Raw genomic sequence first — 17,950 nt, forward strand, 5'->3', positions numbered from 1 at the left:
CTTAGGCCACGGCCACGCTGGCCAAGGTGTCACTCTCCAGCCAGATGCTGGGAATCCTTGCCCATTCGCGGGTACCGGCCCCACGTGGGACGGTCTCGCCATCGATGGTGGCGCCATCGTGTTGGGCATCGGCGGCAATCAGTAGCAGCAGCGCATGGGTGGTGGCACCATCGCCAGCGGAGGTCACTAGCTGCTGACGCAGATCGTTGAGCCAGGTGGTGACCAGCTCATAGCGGGCCAACAGGCCGGGCTCAGTGAGCAGCACCGGCTGGCCGGCCTGGCGAATCTCATCGGCCATGGCCGGGAGCACCCGGGCCACCAGGCGCTGCAGATTCTGCCAGTCGCGGCTGGTGCGCTCGGCAGCATCGGCCTTGAGCACCACGGACCAGTCCGGCGGGCGCTTCATGCTGTCGCACAGCCGATGCAGATGACGCAGCAGTAGCTCGTCGAAGCTGATCAGCATCAGCGGGTAGTTGGCCCGCAGCTTGGCCTTGGCTTGCTCCCACTTGCGAGGCTGCACGGTCAGCGCCAGGAAGCGAGCCCCTTCCAGGGCGTTGTCGATCGACTGCTCCAGGGCCTTGACGTCCTGCAGGGTGACACCAGGACCTTCATCGCTGCTGCTGAGGTGGCTCTGGCTCAGGCTGCGGGTACCACTGGTACTGAAATTGGCCAGCGGCAGGCAGTAGGCGCCCCGCCGCTTGCCAGGAATCTCGTAGTCACCATCCCAGTCGAAGCCCATGTCCAAGCTGCGAATCAGGTCGTCCAACTGGGGCCTGCCCGGCAGGGGTTCAGCCATTGGGTAGCGACCCTGCACGCGCTCTTGGACCTCCTTCACGGTCAGCGCCTTGCTGCCGAGTAGCGCCCCCTGGGCCAGCTCTAGTGCACGCGGGGCCTTCATGCCGATGGGATAGAACTCGGCCCGGCTGGAGAGCGCGGCCTTCTGCGACGCCGCTGCCGCCAGGCGCAACAGGCGGGCATTGCTCAGGCTTTTGGAGACTTCCGGTGCGGGCACGCTGCGCACCTTGTCGAGGGTACGGCTGGGCGACAGCAGGGTCTCCTGCTCCGCGCACTCGTCGGCGAGCTGCCCCAGCGCCTCGGCGTAATCGGCGAGCTCCTCGCCACGCCCCTGAATGTTGTCGGCCAGCACCAGACGACGCCCGATGCGGCGAATGATCCAGCGCGGCTCCTGCTTGGCGAGCTCAGTCTCCACGGCGGCACGCGCCACGGCCTGGGCCCAGCGCTCGCGCAGCGGGCTCTCCTGCAGGGAACCACGGCGCAGCAGCAGCGCTTCGGAGATCTCCAGTGCGGTGATCACGCCGCCATTGTCGGCCAGAATCTCGGCGATCTCGTCGCGGACCTCGGTGATCGACTTGTTCTTGCTCCACAGGGCAATCACCTTCTCCTGGAAGGCGCGCACCTCACTGGTCTCGAGGCCAGTGTGGGCGCTGATGCTGAGCATGGTCGGCCAGTGCACCGAGTGGCTGTCGCTGGGCTTTTCGCCATCCAGTCGTCCCAGGTACTCGTTCAGGAACTGCTCTCGCTGGGGGTCGGTACGCCGGGCGGGCATCACCATGCCAAACAGGCGATCGATGCTGGCATGCTCATCGCTGCCCTGCATCTGCTCGCGGGACTGCTGCTCGGTCAGCAGCCGTTCCTGCAAGGTGCCGATCGCCTCGGAAAGATCCGCACGGGTCTGGCTGCTGACGCCGACCCACACTCTCACCTTGCTGCGGTTCAGCCCGATCAGGTCCGCGACGGTGTTCACACCGCGGCGGGTCAGCGCATCCAGGGCGGCGGCGGAGAGCGGCAGCAGGCCGATCTGAGTATCGAGCGAGGCCTCATGGAAGGGACAGGTGCCGGATGCCTCGACGCGGGGAAACTGTGTGGCTGGCTGGGCATTGAGGAAAACTAGCCGCCACTCCTTGATCATCTCCTCGGCATTAGCGAAGCGCTTGCGCACATCGCGGGTCAGCGCCTTGTGGAAGAAGGCCGTCAGCCGATCGCGCACGTTGGGATCAAACACGGTGCTGTCGATCTCCAACTGGCCCTCGATCAGTGCTGGAAGCCCGGTATCACCAGCCCAGCCCGGCAGGCTGCCTGCCGCCATTTCATAGAGCGTCAACGCCGCGGCGAAGCGCTCGGCATAGTCGTCCCAACGGCGCCGGCCAGGATCACGGATAAAGGGGTCCATATAGGCCAGGGTGCCGGCAGTGATGTTGTCGGCCCCGGCATTGGAGAGCGAGAAGTCGAACATCACCAGGTGCAGCTGGCTGCCGCCCAGCTTGAGCAGCCCCAGGTTCTCCGGCTTGATATCGCGGTGGAAGACGGCGTGGTCTTCCAGGTGCAACAGGGCACCAAGAAGATCCTCACCGAAACGCTCGAGCATCCCGAGCGGCACGGCTCCTTCGCGCCGCAGGCGCTGCGCCAGGGTGCCCTGATCGGCATAGTCGAGCACCAGGCCGATATGCCCATCCAGCTCCACCCTGTCGTGATAACCAACGATAGCCTGGTGGCGCAGGCTGGCCAGGGTATTGGCCTCCTGTTGCAGGCGCGGGTTGTGGTCCGGCGTCACCGCTAGCTTGAGGACTCGCTCCTGGCCCTGGTAGTCCACCAGGAACACCACCGACGACGCCCCCTTACCCAGCCGTTTGATGACGCGAATGCCCTCGGTCAGTAACTGCTCGGGCTGAGCCTCGGTGGGCGATGCGGGCACTTCTCCCTCGGCATGGGCGAGTGACTGCTCCAGCTTGTCGAGCAGCTCGAGGAACTCCTCCACGGAGTCGATGCGGCTGCTGGCGTCGGGATGAGTGGCGTACTGCACCAGATACTGCATCTCGGGGCTGGCCCCGTTAAGTGCATCGGTGACCTGCAGCCCCTTGCCGTGGCTCAGCTTGTCCTGCAGCTCCAGGTCGCTCTCTGCCGGCTTGCTGCCGGTGAAGAGGTGGTAGGCGATGGCCCCCAGGGAGAAAACATCCATCTGGACCCCGTCACCCTGGCCCTGATGCGCCTCCAGCGCCACGTAGGGCCCCGCTTCCTCGCGCACCAGGTAGGTCAGGTGGCTCAGCACGCTCAGCTGTTGGGTGTCGCTTTCGAAGATGCGGGTCGCCGTGGACCAGTTGGCGATCTTGCAGCGCAGCTCGCCATCCGGCAACTGCTTGACGTAGACGTTCTGCGGACTGAGCGCCCGATGATAGAGACGCTGCCCGTGGGCGAACTTCACCGCCTCAGCAATCTGCCGCACCAGGTCGATCGCCTGGAGAGTGTCCAGCCGGCGCACGTTGTTGCGCAGCAGCAGGTCCAGACGGAAGGCGTCAGGGTCGTGCTCATAGACCAGCGCAGGCCCGTGGTCGTGTTGCTGAAGATCCAGCGCGCGCAGGATGCCGGGGTGCTCGATGCCTTCCAGGATGCGGAACTCTAGCTCGGCGGCCTTCTGAAGCCGCCTTGCCTCCTCCACCGGACGGTGCTGAGTAAGATAGATGCGCACCTTGCGGGCCATGCCCACGTCGAGGTGCCGAGCCAGCCACTCCTGGTAGTAATCCGACTCGTCGAAAAGCTCGGTCAGCTCATACTGGCCGACGCGACGCAGGCGCTTGGACTCCTTGATCCCTGCCTCTTCCATGGCCCGCGACAAAAGCGTAGCCACCGGGCGCGTCATGACGCGATGCGGCCAGTCTTCGTGCATCTCGGTCATTGCCGCCAGCACGTCGTTGCGTGTGCAGACATTGATGCGCGCCGGGCCCTCCAGGCGAGTCGTCAGGTTCTCCGACGAGAGGAACACCATGGAGGTGATGAAGGGGATCCGTTCCTTGTTGGTTCTACGGCTGGAGGGCTGGGCCTGCAGCAGAGAGGCCAGCTTCTTGGCCTTGCGGTCGGCCAGCAGACGCGGGTTGTCGAACGACTGTCGGCGGCCGTCGCGCTTTACCTGGACCCAGGTGCTAGCATCACCGCTCAGCTCACCGCTGTGCGACTTCACCTCCACCAGAAAGCAGCCCTTAGGGGTCAGGACCAGCAGGTCGACCTCGTTGATGGAGCCATCCTGGGCGATGAACTCGAAATTCGACCAGGCCCGGTAGGGGTCGTGATCCGGCAGCGCCTCGCGCAGGTACTCCAACGCCTCCCTCTCCCAAGCGTAATCCGAGGGGGTGATCTGCTTCCAATTCGACGCCATGCTCACGTCTCACCTCCGCGATCCGTCTCGGCACCGTTGGCCGCACCGGCAGGTGAGCGCGTCTGCTGGCTGATCCAGTGATCGATATCCTGCTGGCGGAAACGCCAGGCGTTGGCGACCTTGAAGGCCGGCAGCTCGCCCTTGGCGGCGAGCCGGTAGACAGTCCGCTCGTGGACCTTGAGGTAGCCCGCCACCTCCTTGATGGTCATGATCTGCTCTGTCATCCCCTGCCCGACCTGTCAAAAGAGTGCAATTCTGGGCATTCTAGTCATAGGCTAGGGGGCTAACAAGGGTTGATGTTGCTTCTTTAGAGAAAGTCACTCTAAAGCTGAGCCAAAGACGAAAATCCGAGCCTGAGAAATGCGACCATATTTACACGCACAGTATATATTTAAAGAAAAGGGAAAGCCCCCGGAACAACCAGGGGCAACAAAGCCAACGCGTCAACTGAACCAGCGCTTAAGAGTTTGCATTGCCTGCTCTGCATGTTCGTCTTTTATGTGTGCAGCCACTATCCCTATTGCACCTGCCAAAACCCCAACATCATCTGTATACCCCAGTACAGGCGTTATGTCTGGTATGCCATCGACAGGTGAAATAAAATACCCTAAGGCGCCGTACATTGTTGTCTTTGCCCAAGTCGGAGTATCAGGATCTTTTGCAGAATAGTACAATTTCAGGGCCGGAGAAAGGGTCTTCTCCCCTGCCTTTTTTGCGTATTTTGTTGCTTTATTCCAAAACCCGTCGTCAGAATAGTTTTTCTCATGGTTTTTTATTTCTTCAGCTGTTTCCTCGCTCACATCTTCTTTTGTTTCCTGGTCATGATAAGGCTGACTGCCATCGTTGATACCACCTGCATCATATTGCCCTGCAGCATCCGAAGATGCTTCTTCTGCAGAATGGGGTAGCTCACCTTCGTCACGGCTTTTCAAAAAACCTGCTTCATCGATAGCAGCCTGCCCCTTGTAATCCAAAACCTCTTTCTCATTCATCGCAAACCCTCAAAGTTATAAAAAAACAACACCTAGACCATACCAAAAATTCCACATAGAGGAAAATCCAGCCTCCCCGCCACATATACAAAAGAGATTATCGGCAGAAAGCAACAAAACTTTAGAACCCAGAATGTTTTCCGCCAGTGGAGACACTATCTGATCAAACACCCACTCGGCGAAAAATCTTTCCATTTAACCTGCCACTCTTTTATTACTGCAATCTATGATTGATGGTGAAGTACCTTCTATGAGATAGAGTGATTACAGTCAAGGGTGACGTTTGAGCGTCTTATCCAGGCCTCACCTGAGGCATAGCGCCGTTTCACCAACATGTCGCTGACACGGCCGTTGAAGCGGTCCACCATGGCATTCGTCTGCGGCAACCCAGGTATGATCTGCCGGTGTTCAATGCCATGAAACTGGCACTCTGGGGCTAAGGGGCCATACGTCTCGGGCTGATAGGCAGGGTTGACACCTTCGACGATGCCATCAATGACGCCTCGCTGGATATCGGTGTGCAACTCGTAGATAAGACCATCGACCGTGAAGGTATCGATCATGGGCGGTCCCTCCTCAAGGCGAATTATCAGCCTGGTGCGGCTCGGGTGAGACCAGTCTGTCCGGCTCACGCGACATTCCCTGTCGCACTTTCGCCATCTTGGCAATTCGACCCGTCTCCGCGGCATACGACGCCCATTGTCGCATCCCGATACGACGCTGGTGGCCACCACTAGACGACAGAGAGATGTCATTATGGCAGGAGCGGCGGAATCACATGGCGCGATGAGCGTGCTTGCTAGAACGCTCCAAACCCGGGCCGAGGCACTGCAGCAGTGGGAGGCCGATCGACGAGCCTGGCGCGCTCGGCACCCCGCCACGGCTCTGCTGGCCGAGGAGATGCCCATCGAGCGGGCGCCCGACGAGGTGGCGACGGCTACCACCGATGGCTCGCGGCTGCTGGTCAACCCCGAGTGGAGCGCCGGCCTGAACGACACGACGCGCCGCTTCGTGCAAGCCCATCTGGTGTGGCACTGCGCCGCGGGGCATTTCCGGCTGCAGCCGACTCCCGGCGCGGACCCACGCCGCTGGCACCTGGCCTGCGACCACGAAGTCAATGCCACGCTGCTGATGCTGGGAATTCCCCTGTCACCCCAAGCGGTGCTGTTTCCTGCCTGTATCGGACAGCCGCCGCCTGCAGTGTACGCCTGGCTGGCCGATAATCCGCTGATCAAGCACGAGCACAGCTTGGATACCCCTCCCTGGCTCGTCGTCACCGCGGAGACATCCCTCGTCGACACCTGGGCGCAGCGTGTGCATGAGCTAGTGAGGCGCCACCTGGGCAGCCCTCACCTACCCACGCCGGTGGCGACATGGCTACTAGGCCGCTGGTGAGTCGGCGTGTCGAGGGTTACCCTGCCCCACTTTGGTTACCCACGACAAGGAGCGTCCATGTCCGAGATCCGTGACACCCTGTTCCGCTACCTGACTCTGCTGCAGCTGATCCCTCGCAGCCCGGGGCGCATCTCGACCCCCGTGCTGCTGGAGAAGCTCCACGAGCGAGGCTTCCAGATCGACACCCGCTCGCTGCAACGCGACCTGCGCGACAAGCTGGCTCTGCACTTCCCGCTGAGCTGTGACGACAGTCAGCGGCCCTACCGCTGGTACTTCGATCGCGACTTCCACTGCAGCCTTCCGGCCCTGGACGTGCCCAGCGCTCTGACGCTGGTGCTGGCCGAGGAGTACCTGAAGGGGCTGCTGCCGCCGGTGGTGGTCGGCCAACTAACCCCACAGTTCCGTGATGCCCGGCAGCTGCTAGACGACCTGCAGGCGAATGGCCTGAGCCAGTGGGCTCGGCGCGTACGCGCAATCCCCAACGGCAAAGCGCTGCTGCCGGCTCCACTGGCGGCGGCCACCTGGCAGACGGTGACGCAGGCGCTGCTGGAGCAGCGTGCGCTCGACGTGAGCTACCTGTCGCGCAGCGCAGAGGAGGAGAAACGATTCACCCTGCATCCTCAAGGACTGGTCAGCCGCCACAGCGTGACCTACCTGCTGGCCACGGTGAACGACTACACCGACATCCGCCAGTTCGCCCTACACCGCATCGATGAAGCCACCCTCAGCGAGACGGTCTGGCGGGAGGCTTCCGGCTTCGATCTCGACGACTACATCCGTGGCGGCGCCTTCGGTTACCGCCAGAGCCCCGAGGACGTGACCCTGATCGCCGACGTAGCGCCTCAGGTGGCCTGGCTGCTCACCGAGACGCCCCTGGCTGCCGAGCAGCGCCTCGACCCTATGCCCGGCAGCGACTGGCAGCGCCTGACCGCCAAGGTGCCCGATGACCAACAGACCCTGTGGTGGCTGATGGGAATGGGGTCCAATGTGGAAGTCTTGGCGCCCGAAGCCTGGCAGTCAGAAATACTGGATACCGCACGGGAAATTGTGGCGCGTTCCGCAAGTCAATTAGCGAGATGATCACGGCGATCCGTGGCCACACTGGTAGCCCTTTGTAGCGGTTTCTGAAGAAAGCAACCTCTACGCGAAGTGACGAATTACCTAAATATGGCACTACAGGTAGCAGCGCGGTGGCACCATCTTCGTTAGCGCGACCACTGCTCCCAATGAGGACATCTAATGAACATGGACCCACAGAATCTCAAACTTAACGACCTGCTGCACGGCAGGCTGTTCCGTATTCCTCCTTACCAACGCCCCTACAGCTGGCAGACGGAGCATCGGCGCGATCTCTTTGATGATCTGCATACCTTGTACCAGAAGCGGCAAGAGTTTCACTTCATGGCAACGGTGGTCGGGGTCGATAACGGGCCATATCTACTGGGTTCCGATGAGTATCAGCAGATCGACATTGTGGACGGACAGCAGCGCCTGACCACGCTGGTTCTTCTGCTGCGGGCAATCTCACAGCAGCTCTCTGAGCCTGCATTGGAAAAACTGCTTGTCAAGGATGACGACCATACCCTGGTGCTGCTGCAGACCAACCACGACTACAATGATCACTTCATCAACTACGTGCGCCACGGAAAGCGGCCTGAAGTCGAGACTGCTGATACCCTCGCCGAGCGAAACATCATCGAGGCGATTGCCGAGGTGGAAACATTCGTCGCTAGCTGGCCGGCCAAGACAGGAGGGACGCTGCTGGAGCTACTGGCACTCATCAAAAATCGGCTGCGCTTCGTTTACTACCAGCTCCACGATGAGAAGCTGGTCTACACGGTGTTTGAAGTGCTCAACACCCGTGGTCTGGAAGTGGCTTGGCTGGACCGCTGCAAGGCAGTGCTAATGGGAATTGCTTTTGAGCACGCGGCCAACCAGCAAGAAATGGTGCGAGAACTCCACGATATCTGGCAGCGAATCTACGAGTGTATCGGCCTGCGCCAGGGGCTGAGCTCAGAGTCTCTACGTTTTGCCGCCACCCTAATCACCCCGGACCACACCAGCCGTACCCTCGCCAACAGCGATGCGCTAAATACCTTCCGCAAGCTGGCGGCGAACCGCCCAACACAGACCCTAGAACTCTCCCGCTTCCTGCAGCGAGTGGCCAGAGCGCTGGATAGCCTGCTGCACGATCAGCAGAAGGCAGCAGTTACCAAGATCGCTCATGCCCGCCTGCTGGCGGTAGCGATTACCCTCCGCTTCGAGGGTACCCATCGCGAGCGCCTCTTGACGCAGTGGGAACACGTTACCTTCCGCATCTATGGCATGTGTGGCCGTGATTCCCGCACCCGTGTGGGCGACTATGTGCGCCTGGCCTGTCAGGTTTATGCCTCCGGAGGTGATGAGACAGCTTACCAAGATGCCATGCAGGCATTGATTGCCTTGGGCTGTGGTGAGTTCAGCGCCGCTAAAGCAGTTGCCGAATTGCGTCGGGCCAACTGCTACGAAGGATGGGAAGAGGAGCTGCGCTATTTCTTCTACGCCCGCGAGCGGTGGTTAGAAGCCGAACATGGTTATCAGCCCAGCACCGCTTCTTGGAACAAGATCTGGAGCGACAGCGCCGTGCGCTCCATTGAGCATATCCTGCCGCAGCAACCGGAAGATGACTCAGCATGGCAGGCACTTTACGAACAAGTCACGCCGGAACAGCAGGAGATTAAGCACTGGCTAGGCAACCTGGTGGTGCTACCACCAGCGGTGAATAGCCGCCTGGGACGAAAACCCTATGCCGAGAAGAGGAAAGAGTACGCTCAAACCGGCCTGGCTATCACCCGCGAGTTGGCTGACGAATACAGCAGTTGGACGCTGGAGCAGATAGAAGAGCGTGAGAAGAGCCTGGTCGAATGGGCCGAACATTACTGGGAGGACCTGACACCCTGATCATCATGCATATAGCCTGAGAATCCAAAAAAAAAAGAATCCGTCATAGCGCCAGTGACGCCCCCAAGGGCAGCACCGGCGCTATGACGCGATCCACCCTGGTCTCCAACAGACTTTGCGTTCTACAAGTTGCCGCGTTCTGCCAAAGACACACAACGCTCGCTGCCGACCACGATGTGGTCAATGACCCGGACCTCTACCAGCCCCAGCGCCTCCTTCAGCCGCTGGGTGATGCGCCGATCGGCGTCGCTGGGTTCGGGGTCACCCGAGGGGTGGTTGTGGACCAGGATCATGGCGGCGGCGTTGTGCTTCAGGGCCTGCTTGACCACCTCACGGGGGTAGACGCTGGCCGAATCGATAGTGCCGCGGAACAGCTCCTCGAAGCTGATTACACGGTGCTGGCTGTCTAGGAAGACGGCGCTGAACACCTCGTGCTCGTACTCCTGCAACAGGATCTGCAGGTACTCAAAGGCCAGCGCCGGCTGGGTGATCTTGCGCCCCTTGGCCAGTCGGCGACGAGCAAAAGCCTTGGCGATGCTCAGGAGCTCCGCTTCGGTGACCGTGTCCGTGATGCGATAGGTGCCGGCGACTTCGCCGGCTCTCAGTTTGCGGTGGTTCATGGGGTATCTCCTCAGGCCGCCATGACCAAGGCCATGCGGCGCTCCAGCTCTTCGTAGAACGCCTCTATGCGCTCGGCGACGGTTCGGATCAGCGCCTCATCCCGATAGGCGCGCTTCACGAACAGCGGCATCCCCGGCCAGTAGCTGACGAAGTCGATCCATTCCCGCTCGCTGACCCACAGACCGCCCTGACATTGGGCGACGTGCTCTTGGGGCAGCTCGTCGGCCAGCAGCAGCTCGATCTGGTACTTGGGCAACTTGGTCTTGATCTCTACCAGGCCATTGCTGTCCACCAGGCAGTCGGGCGAGTAGCCCACCCCGTGGTTGAGGATGATGCCGACCTGCTCCAGACGGGGTAGGCCGGTGGCCTCATGGTAGAGCTCGCGGGCCACGGGCTCCAGCTCGTGCCCACGCTGAGTATGGGCATTGCCTTGGAAGGCATCACTGGGCTCGCCAGTGATGCGCTCACCAATCAGCTGGTGCATGTAGCTGATGGCCCCAGTGCCGAAGCCGCCCGCCCCCTTTCCCTTGACCAGCAGCGTCTTCAGCTCGGACATGGTGACGATGCCGAGACGGGCGGCATGCCACTCGGGCGCGCCCTGATCGAGTGCCAGGATCTGCATGACGATTCTCCTGCGAGACACGACGGCATAGCGGCGAGGGGCAGTCCCTCGCCGGTGTATGCGGGTGTCATGGGTATTTGATGGAAGTAGGGGATGCGACCTGGTGATAGATCAGTGACGTTGCTGACGGGGCACAGCGCGCTTGTGCAGAGAGGCCCGCAGCTTGTCGAAGTCGCTGCGTGGTACGTACTCGGCCTTGCCGTACTTGCCGATGAACCACTCCTGGGTCGTGGGCGGACAGGCCGCTATCAACTGCCTGAGTTGCCCTGCCTGGAAGGGGGTGACGAGCTTCACCGGGACGGCGGCATGGCCGTTGTCGTCCTGCCCGCGGGTGGTGATGTTGAGCAGAGCGCATAGCACGTAGCGCTTGCCGTAGCTGGTCGAGGAACCGAAGGCCTGCACAGCGTTCTTGCTGCCGCTGGTATCGGCCGGCAGCAGCATGCTGGTCTCCTCCCGGTGACCGTCCTTGTGCATCAACACGCCGGTAACCTGAATACCGCGCTCCTGGGTCTGGATACGGAAGCTCACCGCGAAGCCATGCTTCTTCATGATCGGCCGAACGGTGTCGACGATATCCTCCAGGGTCGCGTAGTAGCCGGTGTTGGTTTTGCCCCGCTCGGCGATGCTCGGCAGTTCCGTCTGCATGGCCGCCATGGCGGCGCTGTAGGCCATCAGCGCCTCGCGGTCGAGCACGCGCTCCTGCATCTGCAGCAGGCGCTCCATCTTGTCGATATCGACCTCGGGATTGAGGGCGGCCCGCTCGATCACCTGGATGATCGCGGTGCTCTCCTGCAGGGGCTGAGTTGTCGGCTCGGTGGTGAGCTGGCCGTTGGGCTGACTGCCCCGGCGGCTCTGGGGAGGAATGCGTGTTGCCATGGGAATCACCTCACAGGTAGCGGTTGATGACATCCTGGAGCTCTTCGGTGGGTACCGGCTCTAAGGACACGACCACGCGATAGACCAGACCCTTGGCCAGCACATGGGTCTGGGCTTCACGTTCACCGGCCCCCAGCAACTGGCGGGTCAGCTGGGTCAGGGCGCGGCAGATCTCGAATGACATTCGCGATGACATGGAATCCTCCAGAGACAAAAACGCCCGGCCGTGGTGGGCCGGGCGCTATGCCGTGATGGGAATGGGATGGTTTGGGGGGCGTGTATGACCGCTGCTGTCGCAGGCCATGTAGCCGTTCAGGCGATCAGCGCCATGGCCGACTCCAGTGCCTTGTCCTTGAGGCTCGCCCCCTGGCCAAACCAGGCAGAGTCCATACGGTAGTCGTTGCTGCGGGCGCGCTTCTCGTGATCCACGTACTCGGTGATGGCGTTGAGCAGGCCCCAGGCGGTGCCCTGCGCGGTACACAGACGAGCACCACGCCCTTCACCATGGAACAGCTTCTGGACGCGGTTGAGTGCCCGGACGTTGGGCAGCTTGGAGGGATCATCCAGCGGCGTCTCAGCGTTGCAGATCACCGACTGGAAGTACGTCCTCACCTCCTCCTGGCTCACCTTGCGCTCCGCCAGGGTCTTCATGCAATACATGAAGTCATCCCACTGTGAGACCGAGATGCCCAGCTGCTGCTTGACGCGCTGTGGGTTGAACTCGGTGCTGTGCGGCACCTTCACCCCTTGCGCCATGCCGTCCACGGCGATGGTCAGGGTGTTGTTGCACACCACCCGTACCGATGTCGGCGTCGCCACCGTTGCCAGCGAGCCGTCACAGGAGGTCGCCAGCAGGAGGTAGGCGTTGACCTGGTCCTGCCCCTTCAGGGCCGTGCCCAGGCCACTGCGAGCCAGCGCCCAGAACTTGCGGCCTCCCTTGAGCACCCCGGCGGTCTCCAGCTCATAGCCTGCGTACTCGGTCAGATCCCGGTAGAACTCCAGCACCTCCTCGGGCTGGACCACCTTGTAGCGCTGGGAGACCACCGACAGCGGTGCCCGGGTATCCGAGCGGTAGAGCACCTTCTGTTCCGGGAAGGAGTGGATGCTGCCCAGGTGCCCGGACTCCTCGGCGATAAAGCGCACCGGGGACTCCTCGATGTGCCAGTCCATGCCGGCCTGCTGCCGCCAGACCTCCAGCGGTTGATGACGGGACAGCTGCTGCCCCAGACCGTGCCAGGGGGTATCTCCAACGTAGGCCATTTGTTCGATTTGGTGTGCCATGGAAAAGCTCCTTAAGGAAAAAAGCCGGCAGATCGCCGGTGGATAGGGGGAAGGGAAAGAGCAGGGGTCAGACGAGAATGCGGAAAGCGTGGCCGCAGCCCAGGCACAGCCAGGGCGTGCCCTCACCGGGCGTGAAGAGGTACTGCATTATCTGCTGCCCGGCAGCGGCGCCGGCGATACCTCCCGATGTCGCGGCCACTACCGCCGCGGCGATGCGGGTCATGGGGAAAGAAGTGGAGGCAGTCATCCAGCGACTGGGGGCATAGAGCGAGGTATATGCTCCCTTCACGGTGCCGATCAGGGCGCCGGCAGCAGTACCCAGCTTGCGGGCGGTCTCGAGGTTGATCACGCGCTGCGAGTCACAGCGCGAGCAGGGTGGGGGCATATCGAATCTCCTGTGCTGGTGAAACGAGCCTATGGAGGGCTCGACTCGCAGGAGTGATATAGGTCTGAACATTTTTTTACTGGCTAGCAGGATATTGTGAGCCCGACGGGGTTCCATTATCTTATTGATTAAATGGAATTATTATTTCCAGCTCTGGTAAAGGCTCATCAACACAGACACCAACGACCATCACGCATCGCATCGTAATGATGCCACCATCAAGGTCGGCATTATGACGGTAATAGTAATATGCGGCAGCGGCCCCATTCCCAATAGTAATAACAAAACAGAAGGGACAGAGGAGTAGCCCCCCCAAGGGAGGAGGCCTTTCAGAGCCTCCGACTCTCCCATAGGAAGAGGCCAGAGAAGCCCATTACCAAAAAGGGAGAAAGCATCAGAGGAATAAGCATGGCAGCACAGCCATGCCCATGACAGTACCGACAGGAAGTATCACCCCCCATGATGATCAGACACCACAGAGGATCGCCTTCCACAGGCGATTCCCAGACAAGCGCCCACCTGACCAGCACCCCATAGCGCTACGCATAAGCGCTGACGTCCCTTGATCGCCACGTCCCCCTACCAAGGGGCCAGCGACGATAGACCCATACCCCCCAATGACCTCACCCACAGCCACCGCTTCACGACGGAGAGAGCCGTGTGCGCGTGTGTCATGAGCGACACCCCGGAGACTCCCATGTTCACGGCTAGCCCCAAGCGTCACCCCCACAATCCCAAGCTCCGCCTCTACTACGATGACTGGTACCAAGGGCTGCCGGTCCAGCAGCGTAAGCAAGGACCGCAGATCGAGAACTACCTGGAGACCACCCTGCGGGTACTCCAGCACACCATCACCCAGCAGAACCGCACCTTGGCGTTCCGTCTTGACCTCCGATTCCCCCAGAACATGCCACCGGGACCGATCCACGCCGATAATGCCTGCCTCAGTCGCTTCTTCTACGCCTTGCGCAAGGAGCTCGACGCGGCAGGCACCAAGTACCACACCGAGATCCGCTACCTATGGGCCCGAGAGCAGGACACCAGCGACAAGCCCCACTACCACCTGATGCTGCTGCTCAACTATGACGCCTTTTGCTCGCTGGGCAGCTTCTCCCCCTCCTTCGATGGGGGGTACGAGCTGGACAATCTCTACCACCGCTGTGTCAGGGCCTGGAGCTGGGCGATTGGCTGGCCCATCCACGACATGGCGGGGAAGGTTCACGTCGCCACGGACAAGTTGACACGCCAGCCCTATGTGTACTGCTTGCACCGCGATGACGCAGCGACCTTCTCCCAGGTGTTCTACGCGGCGAGCTATCTATGCAAGGCCTATTCCAAGCCGATCGCCCAGGGCATCCGCTGTCACGAGGGCAGTCGCCGATAGGCTTTTAACTGAAGTAGCCCCATCCTTGGACCACCTGACAGGCCACCTAAGCTCGGATCAGACCATCATCGGCGTCAGTCCCCAATCCATTACCCCCTATCGACAGCCCGAGACGGCATCCACTCTCGGTGGCAAAGCACGTGGCAGGCCCAATAGTGCCCAGAAGAAAGGCAATGAAAGGACTATTTATATAACAAAACATTCTATCACATTTATTAAGCACTACCTGAACAAGTTGCTCATAGGCATGCGGCGCAGCCCCCAAAATCCCCCAGGAACCGGTTATTCCGGCTACTGGTAGCCAGAATAACCACATCGACTGCGCTGACGCTCTCAGACACTTAATTTCTGGAAATCATTTTACTTACAATGTCAACACCCCTCCTTGTCAATTTCAGTTTCTCAAGGAGTGCTGATCCCATGTTGCGTTAGAAGCGTCACTCTCGGCCCTGCCACAGAACGAGGCCTTGTGGCACCCACCCCCAACAGGAGAGTGACAATGAACCACCCCTTCCACCCGGTACTGCCTGTTCCGGGCCACTTCAATGCCCAACGAGTCGCACCTACTTTATTGTGGCGATCCTGCAATGAGCTCAGTCAGAACTGTAAGGTGTCGATGGATCTCACCGTTCTGACCCTGCTAGCAGGGGTCAGCATGGTGGCTCAGGGACGCTACGACTTGAAGATGCCCTATGGTGCGATCAAGCCAACCTCGATCAACGTACTGGGCGTGGCAGGATCGGGTGAGGGTAAATCCCCTCTTACCGACAAAGTGCTGCATCCCATCCAAGAGGAGCAACGCAAGCAGCGCAGGGAGTGGCGCAAACGGTTGGATGCCTACCAAGGGGAGCTAGAGGAGTGGCGTACCGAGGAGAAGGTGCTGACGCAGGCAATCTACCGCAAACAGACCAAAGGCGGTACAGCGGAGAGTGAACGTCAATTGCTGCGAGAGCTGCATCAGCGTAGGCCCGAACCTCCCCGCGAGTTCCGGCTGCTGTATGAAGACACCACGCCCGAAGCCCTATTCTCGGCCTTGGAAAAGGCCATCCCCAGCGCCGCCCTAGCCACCGACGAGGCGGAAGTCTTCTTCAAGGGAGCCATGAACCGGGCACGCAGCCACATCAACTCACTGTGGAGTGGCGGTAGCACGGTCATTACAAGGGCCACCAAGGAAGATATCGTGCTGGACGATGCTCGTCTGATGCTGCTGCTGATGGTTCAGCCCGGCATCCTGCAAAAGTACATGGAAACTCAGGGTCAACAGGCAAGGGACTCTGGAATGCTTGCCCGTTTCCTCGTATGCGCACCGCCATCGTTTCGCGGTCAGCGCTTCTACTCGTTGAATTGTGCCCCGGCATGGGATAACTGGGAGCAGGCTGAGGCACGCTTGGCCACCTTGACGCAGGAGAACCTGATTCTGACTCAAGCGCCTGACACGCTGCGTGAGGTACTGGAATTCACAAAAGAGGGGGCGGCCTGCTGGGTACAAGTGGCCAATGAGATCGAACGACAGATGGGCCCAGGCGGGTATTACGAGGCATGCCCCGATCATGGTTCAAAGCTTGCGGAAAATGTGGCTCGCGTAGCGGCGTTGATACACATTTTCGAGGGCCATGAGGGGGGGATCATCCCCGAGACAGTGTTGATGGCAATGGATATCAGCCTCTATCACTCTGGCCACTTCCAGCAGGTATTCATGCCACCTCCCCAGGAAGAGCAAGATGCTCATCGGCTAACCGAGTGGTTCAATGAGCTCCGGCAGTTCAACTGGCGTATCATGCGGTACAACGATGTACGCCAACGAGCCCCACGTTCGCTGCGTGATAGAAAGCGCCTCAAGGACGCTCTAGATGTGCTGATAGCCCATCAGCAGGTGGTAGTTTTTAATCACCACCGAACACGCTACATCGACTTAATGCCTTGGCAGGGGCCGCCAGACCTGAGCATGCTCTGATATTCTTTTTCCCTTGCCGCCCTACGGGGCGGCAAGTACTAAGCGCCCGAGGAAGCAGGGTGCAATCCGGCCTGTCCAATGGACTTAAGCCATGAGGTGTGATGGTATTTACCTGACAGTCGGCCGTTGAAAGCAAAGTGGCCATAGTGCCCCTCGTGGGTTATAGGACGAGTGTCTGACGCTCGACCATGACCCCATGAGGAAACGACTATGACCACCGAGGAAAAAGTAGCACGACGCAAGCTCAGTCTCCTAGAGCTGGCCAAGGATTTACAGAACGTCAGCAAGGCCTGCAAGCTGATGGGCTATTCCCGCCAGCAGTTCTATGAGATCCGCCGCAACTACCAAACCTTCGGCTCAGAAGGGCTAGTCGACAAACTGCCCGGGCCGCGGGGCCCTCATCCCAACCGAGTCAGTGAAGCGATCGAAGCGGCCATTCTCGACCATAGCCTGGCCTTTCCGACGCATGGCCCTGTACGGGTCTCTCAAGAGCTGGCGCTGTGTGGCATCCAGGTCAGCTCGACCGGTGTGAGAGGTGTCTGGGGGCGCCATGACCTGCTGACTCGCCACGAACGCCTCCTGCGACTCGAGCGGGCCACACGTGAGCAGAAGATCGAGCTCACCGAAGACCAAGTGCGTCATCTGGAGCGATTCAGCCCGGAGTTCCGTGAACGCCATATCGAGGTCCACCATACCGGGGAGCTGGTTGCCGTCGACACCTTCTTCGTCGGCACGCTCAAGGGCGTTGGCAAGGTCTACCTGCAATCCGTCATCGACTGTTTCAGTCGCTACGCCTGGGGGCGTCTGTACACCAGCAAGCTGCCGATCACCGCGGTCCATGTCCTGAACAACGACGTGCTGCCGTTCTTCGAGTCACACAGTGCCAAGATCAGCACCGTGCTCAGTGACAACGGCCGCGAGTTCTGCGGCCGCAAGGACCAACACCCCTACGAACTATTTCTGCAGCTGGAGGAGATCGAGCACCGCACCACCAAGGTACGCCGGCCCCAGAGTAACGGCTTCGTCGAGCGGCTACACCGAACGCTGCTGGACGAGCATTTCCGCATCCAGGGTCGGACCAAGTGGTACGAAGCCGTGGAGGAAATGCAGAAAGACCTTGAGGACTACCTGGTCGTTTACAACACGAAGCGCCCACACCAAGGGCGCAACATGAAGGGTATGACGCCCTATGCCGTCTTCAAGAAAGGGCTCCCCAAAACACCGAAAAAGGAACCCAGGAAAACGGCAGAAAACACTGCTTAACTGTAGAGACCCACGGGGGCATGTGTCAGGTGAATACCGTCACTGTACACACATATTCAATCCAGTTGG

The 17,950-nt window shown here is 60.5% G+C and carries 16 protein-coding genes; 6 read left to right on the forward strand and 10 right to left on the reverse strand.

The window, feature by feature from the left end:
• Position 1: 1 nt before the first annotated feature.
• The 4 genes from pglW to NFU04_RS16475 form a co-directional block, all read right to left on the reverse strand.
• Positions 2-4,168 carry a BREX system serine/threonine kinase PglW gene (gene pglW / locus NFU04_RS04205; RefSeq protein WP_251308253.1) on the reverse strand — a complete coding sequence of 1,389 codons (4,167 nt, stop codon included), beginning with the start codon at positions 4,166-4,168 and terminating at the stop codon, positions 2-4.
• Between the two features lie 2 nt (positions 4,169-4,170).
• Positions 4,171-4,392, reverse strand: a complete 222-nt coding sequence (gene mads1 / locus NFU04_RS04210) for a methylation-associated defense system helix-turn-helix domain-containing protein MAD1 (RefSeq protein WP_251308254.1) — start codon at positions 4,390-4,392, stop codon at positions 4,171-4,173.
• 219 nt (positions 4,393-4,611) lie between these two features.
• Positions 4,612-5,160, reverse strand: coding sequence for a YkvA family protein (locus tag NFU04_RS04215; protein ID WP_251308255.1), 549 nt, complete (start codon positions 5,158-5,160; stop codon positions 4,612-4,614).
• A 248-nt stretch (positions 5,161-5,408) separates the two neighbouring features.
• A complete protein-coding gene (locus tag NFU04_RS16475) occupies positions 5,409-5,723 on the reverse strand; it encodes a hypothetical protein (RefSeq protein WP_459382064.1) in 315 nt (104 codons plus the stop codon).
• 223 nt (positions 5,724-5,946) lie between these two features.
• Here NFU04_RS16475 and NFU04_RS04225 point away from each other — a divergent pair, with 223 nt between their 5' ends.
• The 3 genes from NFU04_RS04225 (at position 5,947) to NFU04_RS04235 (ending at position 9,495) form a co-directional block, all read left to right on the forward strand.
• Positions 5,947-6,555 carry a DUF2201 family putative metallopeptidase gene (locus NFU04_RS04225; protein WP_251308256.1) on the forward strand — a complete coding sequence of 203 codons (609 nt, stop codon included), beginning with the start codon at positions 5,947-5,949 and terminating at the stop codon, positions 6,553-6,555.
• A 57-nt stretch (positions 6,556-6,612) separates the two neighbouring features.
• Complete coding sequence (locus tag NFU04_RS04230; RefSeq protein WP_251308257.1) at positions 6,613-7,635, forward strand: helix-turn-helix transcriptional regulator; 1,023 nt, start codon at positions 6,613-6,615, stop codon at positions 7,633-7,635.
• Between the two features lie 159 nt (positions 7,636-7,794).
• Positions 7,795-9,495 carry a DUF262 domain-containing protein gene (locus NFU04_RS04235; RefSeq protein ID WP_251308258.1) on the forward strand — a complete coding sequence of 567 codons (1,701 nt, stop codon included), beginning with the start codon at positions 7,795-7,797 and terminating at the stop codon, positions 9,493-9,495.
• A 122-nt stretch (positions 9,496-9,617) separates the two neighbouring features.
• On the opposite strand, the gene radC is transcribed toward NFU04_RS04235, so the two are convergent.
• From radC to NFU04_RS04265, 6 genes are all read right to left on the reverse strand, one after another.
• Complete coding sequence (gene radC, locus NFU04_RS04240; RefSeq protein WP_251308259.1) at positions 9,618-10,115, reverse strand: RadC family protein; 498 nt, start codon at positions 10,113-10,115, stop codon at positions 9,618-9,620.
• Positions 10,116-10,126: 11 nt separating this feature from the next.
• Positions 10,127-10,738, reverse strand: a complete 612-nt coding sequence (locus tag NFU04_RS04245; RefSeq protein WP_251308260.1) for a lambda exonuclease family protein — start codon at positions 10,736-10,738, stop codon at positions 10,127-10,129.
• Positions 10,739-10,849: 111 nt separating this feature from the next.
• Positions 10,850-11,614: an ERF family protein gene (locus NFU04_RS04250; RefSeq protein ID WP_251308261.1), complete on the reverse strand. Its 765-nt coding sequence runs from the start codon at positions 11,612-11,614 to the stop codon at positions 10,850-10,852.
• Between the two features lie 10 nt (positions 11,615-11,624).
• Positions 11,625-11,810 (reverse strand): hypothetical protein, encoded by a 186-nt coding sequence (locus NFU04_RS04255; protein WP_251308262.1) that lies wholly within the window; start codon positions 11,808-11,810, stop codon positions 11,625-11,627.
• Positions 11,811-11,926: 116 nt separating this feature from the next.
• A complete protein-coding gene (locus NFU04_RS04260) occupies positions 11,927-12,895 on the reverse strand; it encodes a DUF932 domain-containing protein (RefSeq protein WP_251308263.1) in 969 nt (322 codons plus the stop codon).
• A 67-nt stretch (positions 12,896-12,962) separates the two neighbouring features.
• Complete coding sequence (locus NFU04_RS04265; RefSeq protein WP_251308264.1) at positions 12,963-13,280, reverse strand: hypothetical protein; 318 nt, start codon at positions 13,278-13,280, stop codon at positions 12,963-12,965.
• A 697-nt stretch (positions 13,281-13,977) separates the two neighbouring features.
• On the opposite strand from NFU04_RS04265, the gene NFU04_RS04270 reads away from it, so the two are divergent.
• The 3 genes from NFU04_RS04270 to NFU04_RS04280 all read left to right on the forward strand — a co-directional run bounded on the left by NFU04_RS04270 (position 13,978) and on the right by NFU04_RS04280 (position 17,881).
• The gene (locus tag NFU04_RS04270; RefSeq protein ID WP_251308265.1) at positions 13,978-14,664 is read left to right on the forward strand and encodes a YagK/YfjJ domain-containing protein; all 687 of its coding nucleotides are present in this window, start codon (positions 13,978-13,980) and stop codon (positions 14,662-14,664) included.
• Positions 14,665-15,163: 499 nt separating this feature from the next.
• Positions 15,164-16,618: a YfjI family protein gene (locus tag NFU04_RS04275; protein WP_251308266.1), complete on the forward strand. Its 1,455-nt coding sequence runs from the start codon at positions 15,164-15,166 to the stop codon at positions 16,616-16,618.
• A gap of 210 nt (positions 16,619-16,828) precedes the next feature.
• Positions 16,829-17,881, forward strand: coding sequence for an IS481 family transposase (locus NFU04_RS04280; RefSeq protein ID WP_251308267.1), 1,053 nt, complete (start codon positions 16,829-16,831; stop codon positions 17,879-17,881).
• Positions 17,882-17,950 lie beyond the last annotated feature (69 nt).

This window comes from Halomonas sp. NCCP-2165 (genome assembly GCF_023708045.1).
Classification (GTDB): domain Bacteria; phylum Pseudomonadota; class Gammaproteobacteria; order Pseudomonadales; family Halomonadaceae; genus Bisbaumannia; species Bisbaumannia pacifica.

What these genes read in the sequence shown, in the direction of transcription:
- pglW (WP_251308253.1), bottom strand. Translation starts at nt 4,168, where the DNA reads ATGGCGTCGAATTGGAAGCAGATCACCCCCTCGGATTACGCTTGGGAG.
- radC (WP_251308259.1), bottom strand. Translation starts at nt 10,115, where the DNA reads ATGAACCACCGCAAACTGAGAGCCGGCGAAGTCGCCGGCACCTATCGC.
- NFU04_RS04250 (WP_251308261.1), bottom strand. Translation starts at nt 11,614, where the DNA reads ATGGCAACACGCATTCCTCCCCAGAGCCGCCGGGGCAGTCAGCCCAAC.
- NFU04_RS04265 (WP_251308264.1), bottom strand. Translation starts at nt 13,280, where the DNA reads ATGCCCCCACCCTGCTCGCGCTGTGACTCGCAGCGCGTGATCAACCTC.
- mads1 (WP_251308254.1), bottom strand. Translation starts at nt 4,392, where the DNA reads ATGACAGAGCAGATCATGACCATCAAGGAGGTGGCGGGCTACCTCAAG.
- NFU04_RS16475 (WP_459382064.1), bottom strand. Translation starts at nt 5,723, where the DNA reads ATGATCGATACCTTCACGGTCGATGGTCTTATCTACGAGTTGCACACC.
- NFU04_RS04260 (WP_251308263.1), bottom strand. Translation starts at nt 12,895, where the DNA reads ATGGCACACCAAATCGAACAAATGGCCTACGTTGGAGATACCCCCTGG.
- NFU04_RS04275 (WP_251308266.1), top strand. Translation starts at nt 15,164, where the DNA reads ATGAACCACCCCTTCCACCCGGTACTGCCTGTTCCGGGCCACTTCAAT.
- NFU04_RS04255 (WP_251308262.1), bottom strand. Translation starts at nt 11,810, where the DNA reads ATGTCATCGCGAATGTCATTCGAGATCTGCCGCGCCCTGACCCAGCTG.
- NFU04_RS04280 (WP_251308267.1), top strand. Translation starts at nt 16,829, where the DNA reads ATGACCACCGAGGAAAAAGTAGCACGACGCAAGCTCAGTCTCCTAGAG.
- NFU04_RS04270 (WP_251308265.1), top strand. Translation starts at nt 13,978, where the DNA reads ATGTTCACGGCTAGCCCCAAGCGTCACCCCCACAATCCCAAGCTCCGC.
- NFU04_RS04235 (WP_251308258.1), top strand. Translation starts at nt 7,795, where the DNA reads ATGAACATGGACCCACAGAATCTCAAACTTAACGACCTGCTGCACGGC.
- NFU04_RS04215 (WP_251308255.1), bottom strand. Translation starts at nt 5,160, where the DNA reads ATGAATGAGAAAGAGGTTTTGGATTACAAGGGGCAGGCTGCTATCGAT.
- NFU04_RS04225 (WP_251308256.1), top strand. Translation starts at nt 5,947, where the DNA reads ATGAGCGTGCTTGCTAGAACGCTCCAAACCCGGGCCGAGGCACTGCAG.
- NFU04_RS04230 (WP_251308257.1), top strand. Translation starts at nt 6,613, where the DNA reads ATGTCCGAGATCCGTGACACCCTGTTCCGCTACCTGACTCTGCTGCAG.
- NFU04_RS04245 (WP_251308260.1), bottom strand. Translation starts at nt 10,738, where the DNA reads ATGCAGATCCTGGCACTCGATCAGGGCGCGCCCGAGTGGCATGCCGCC.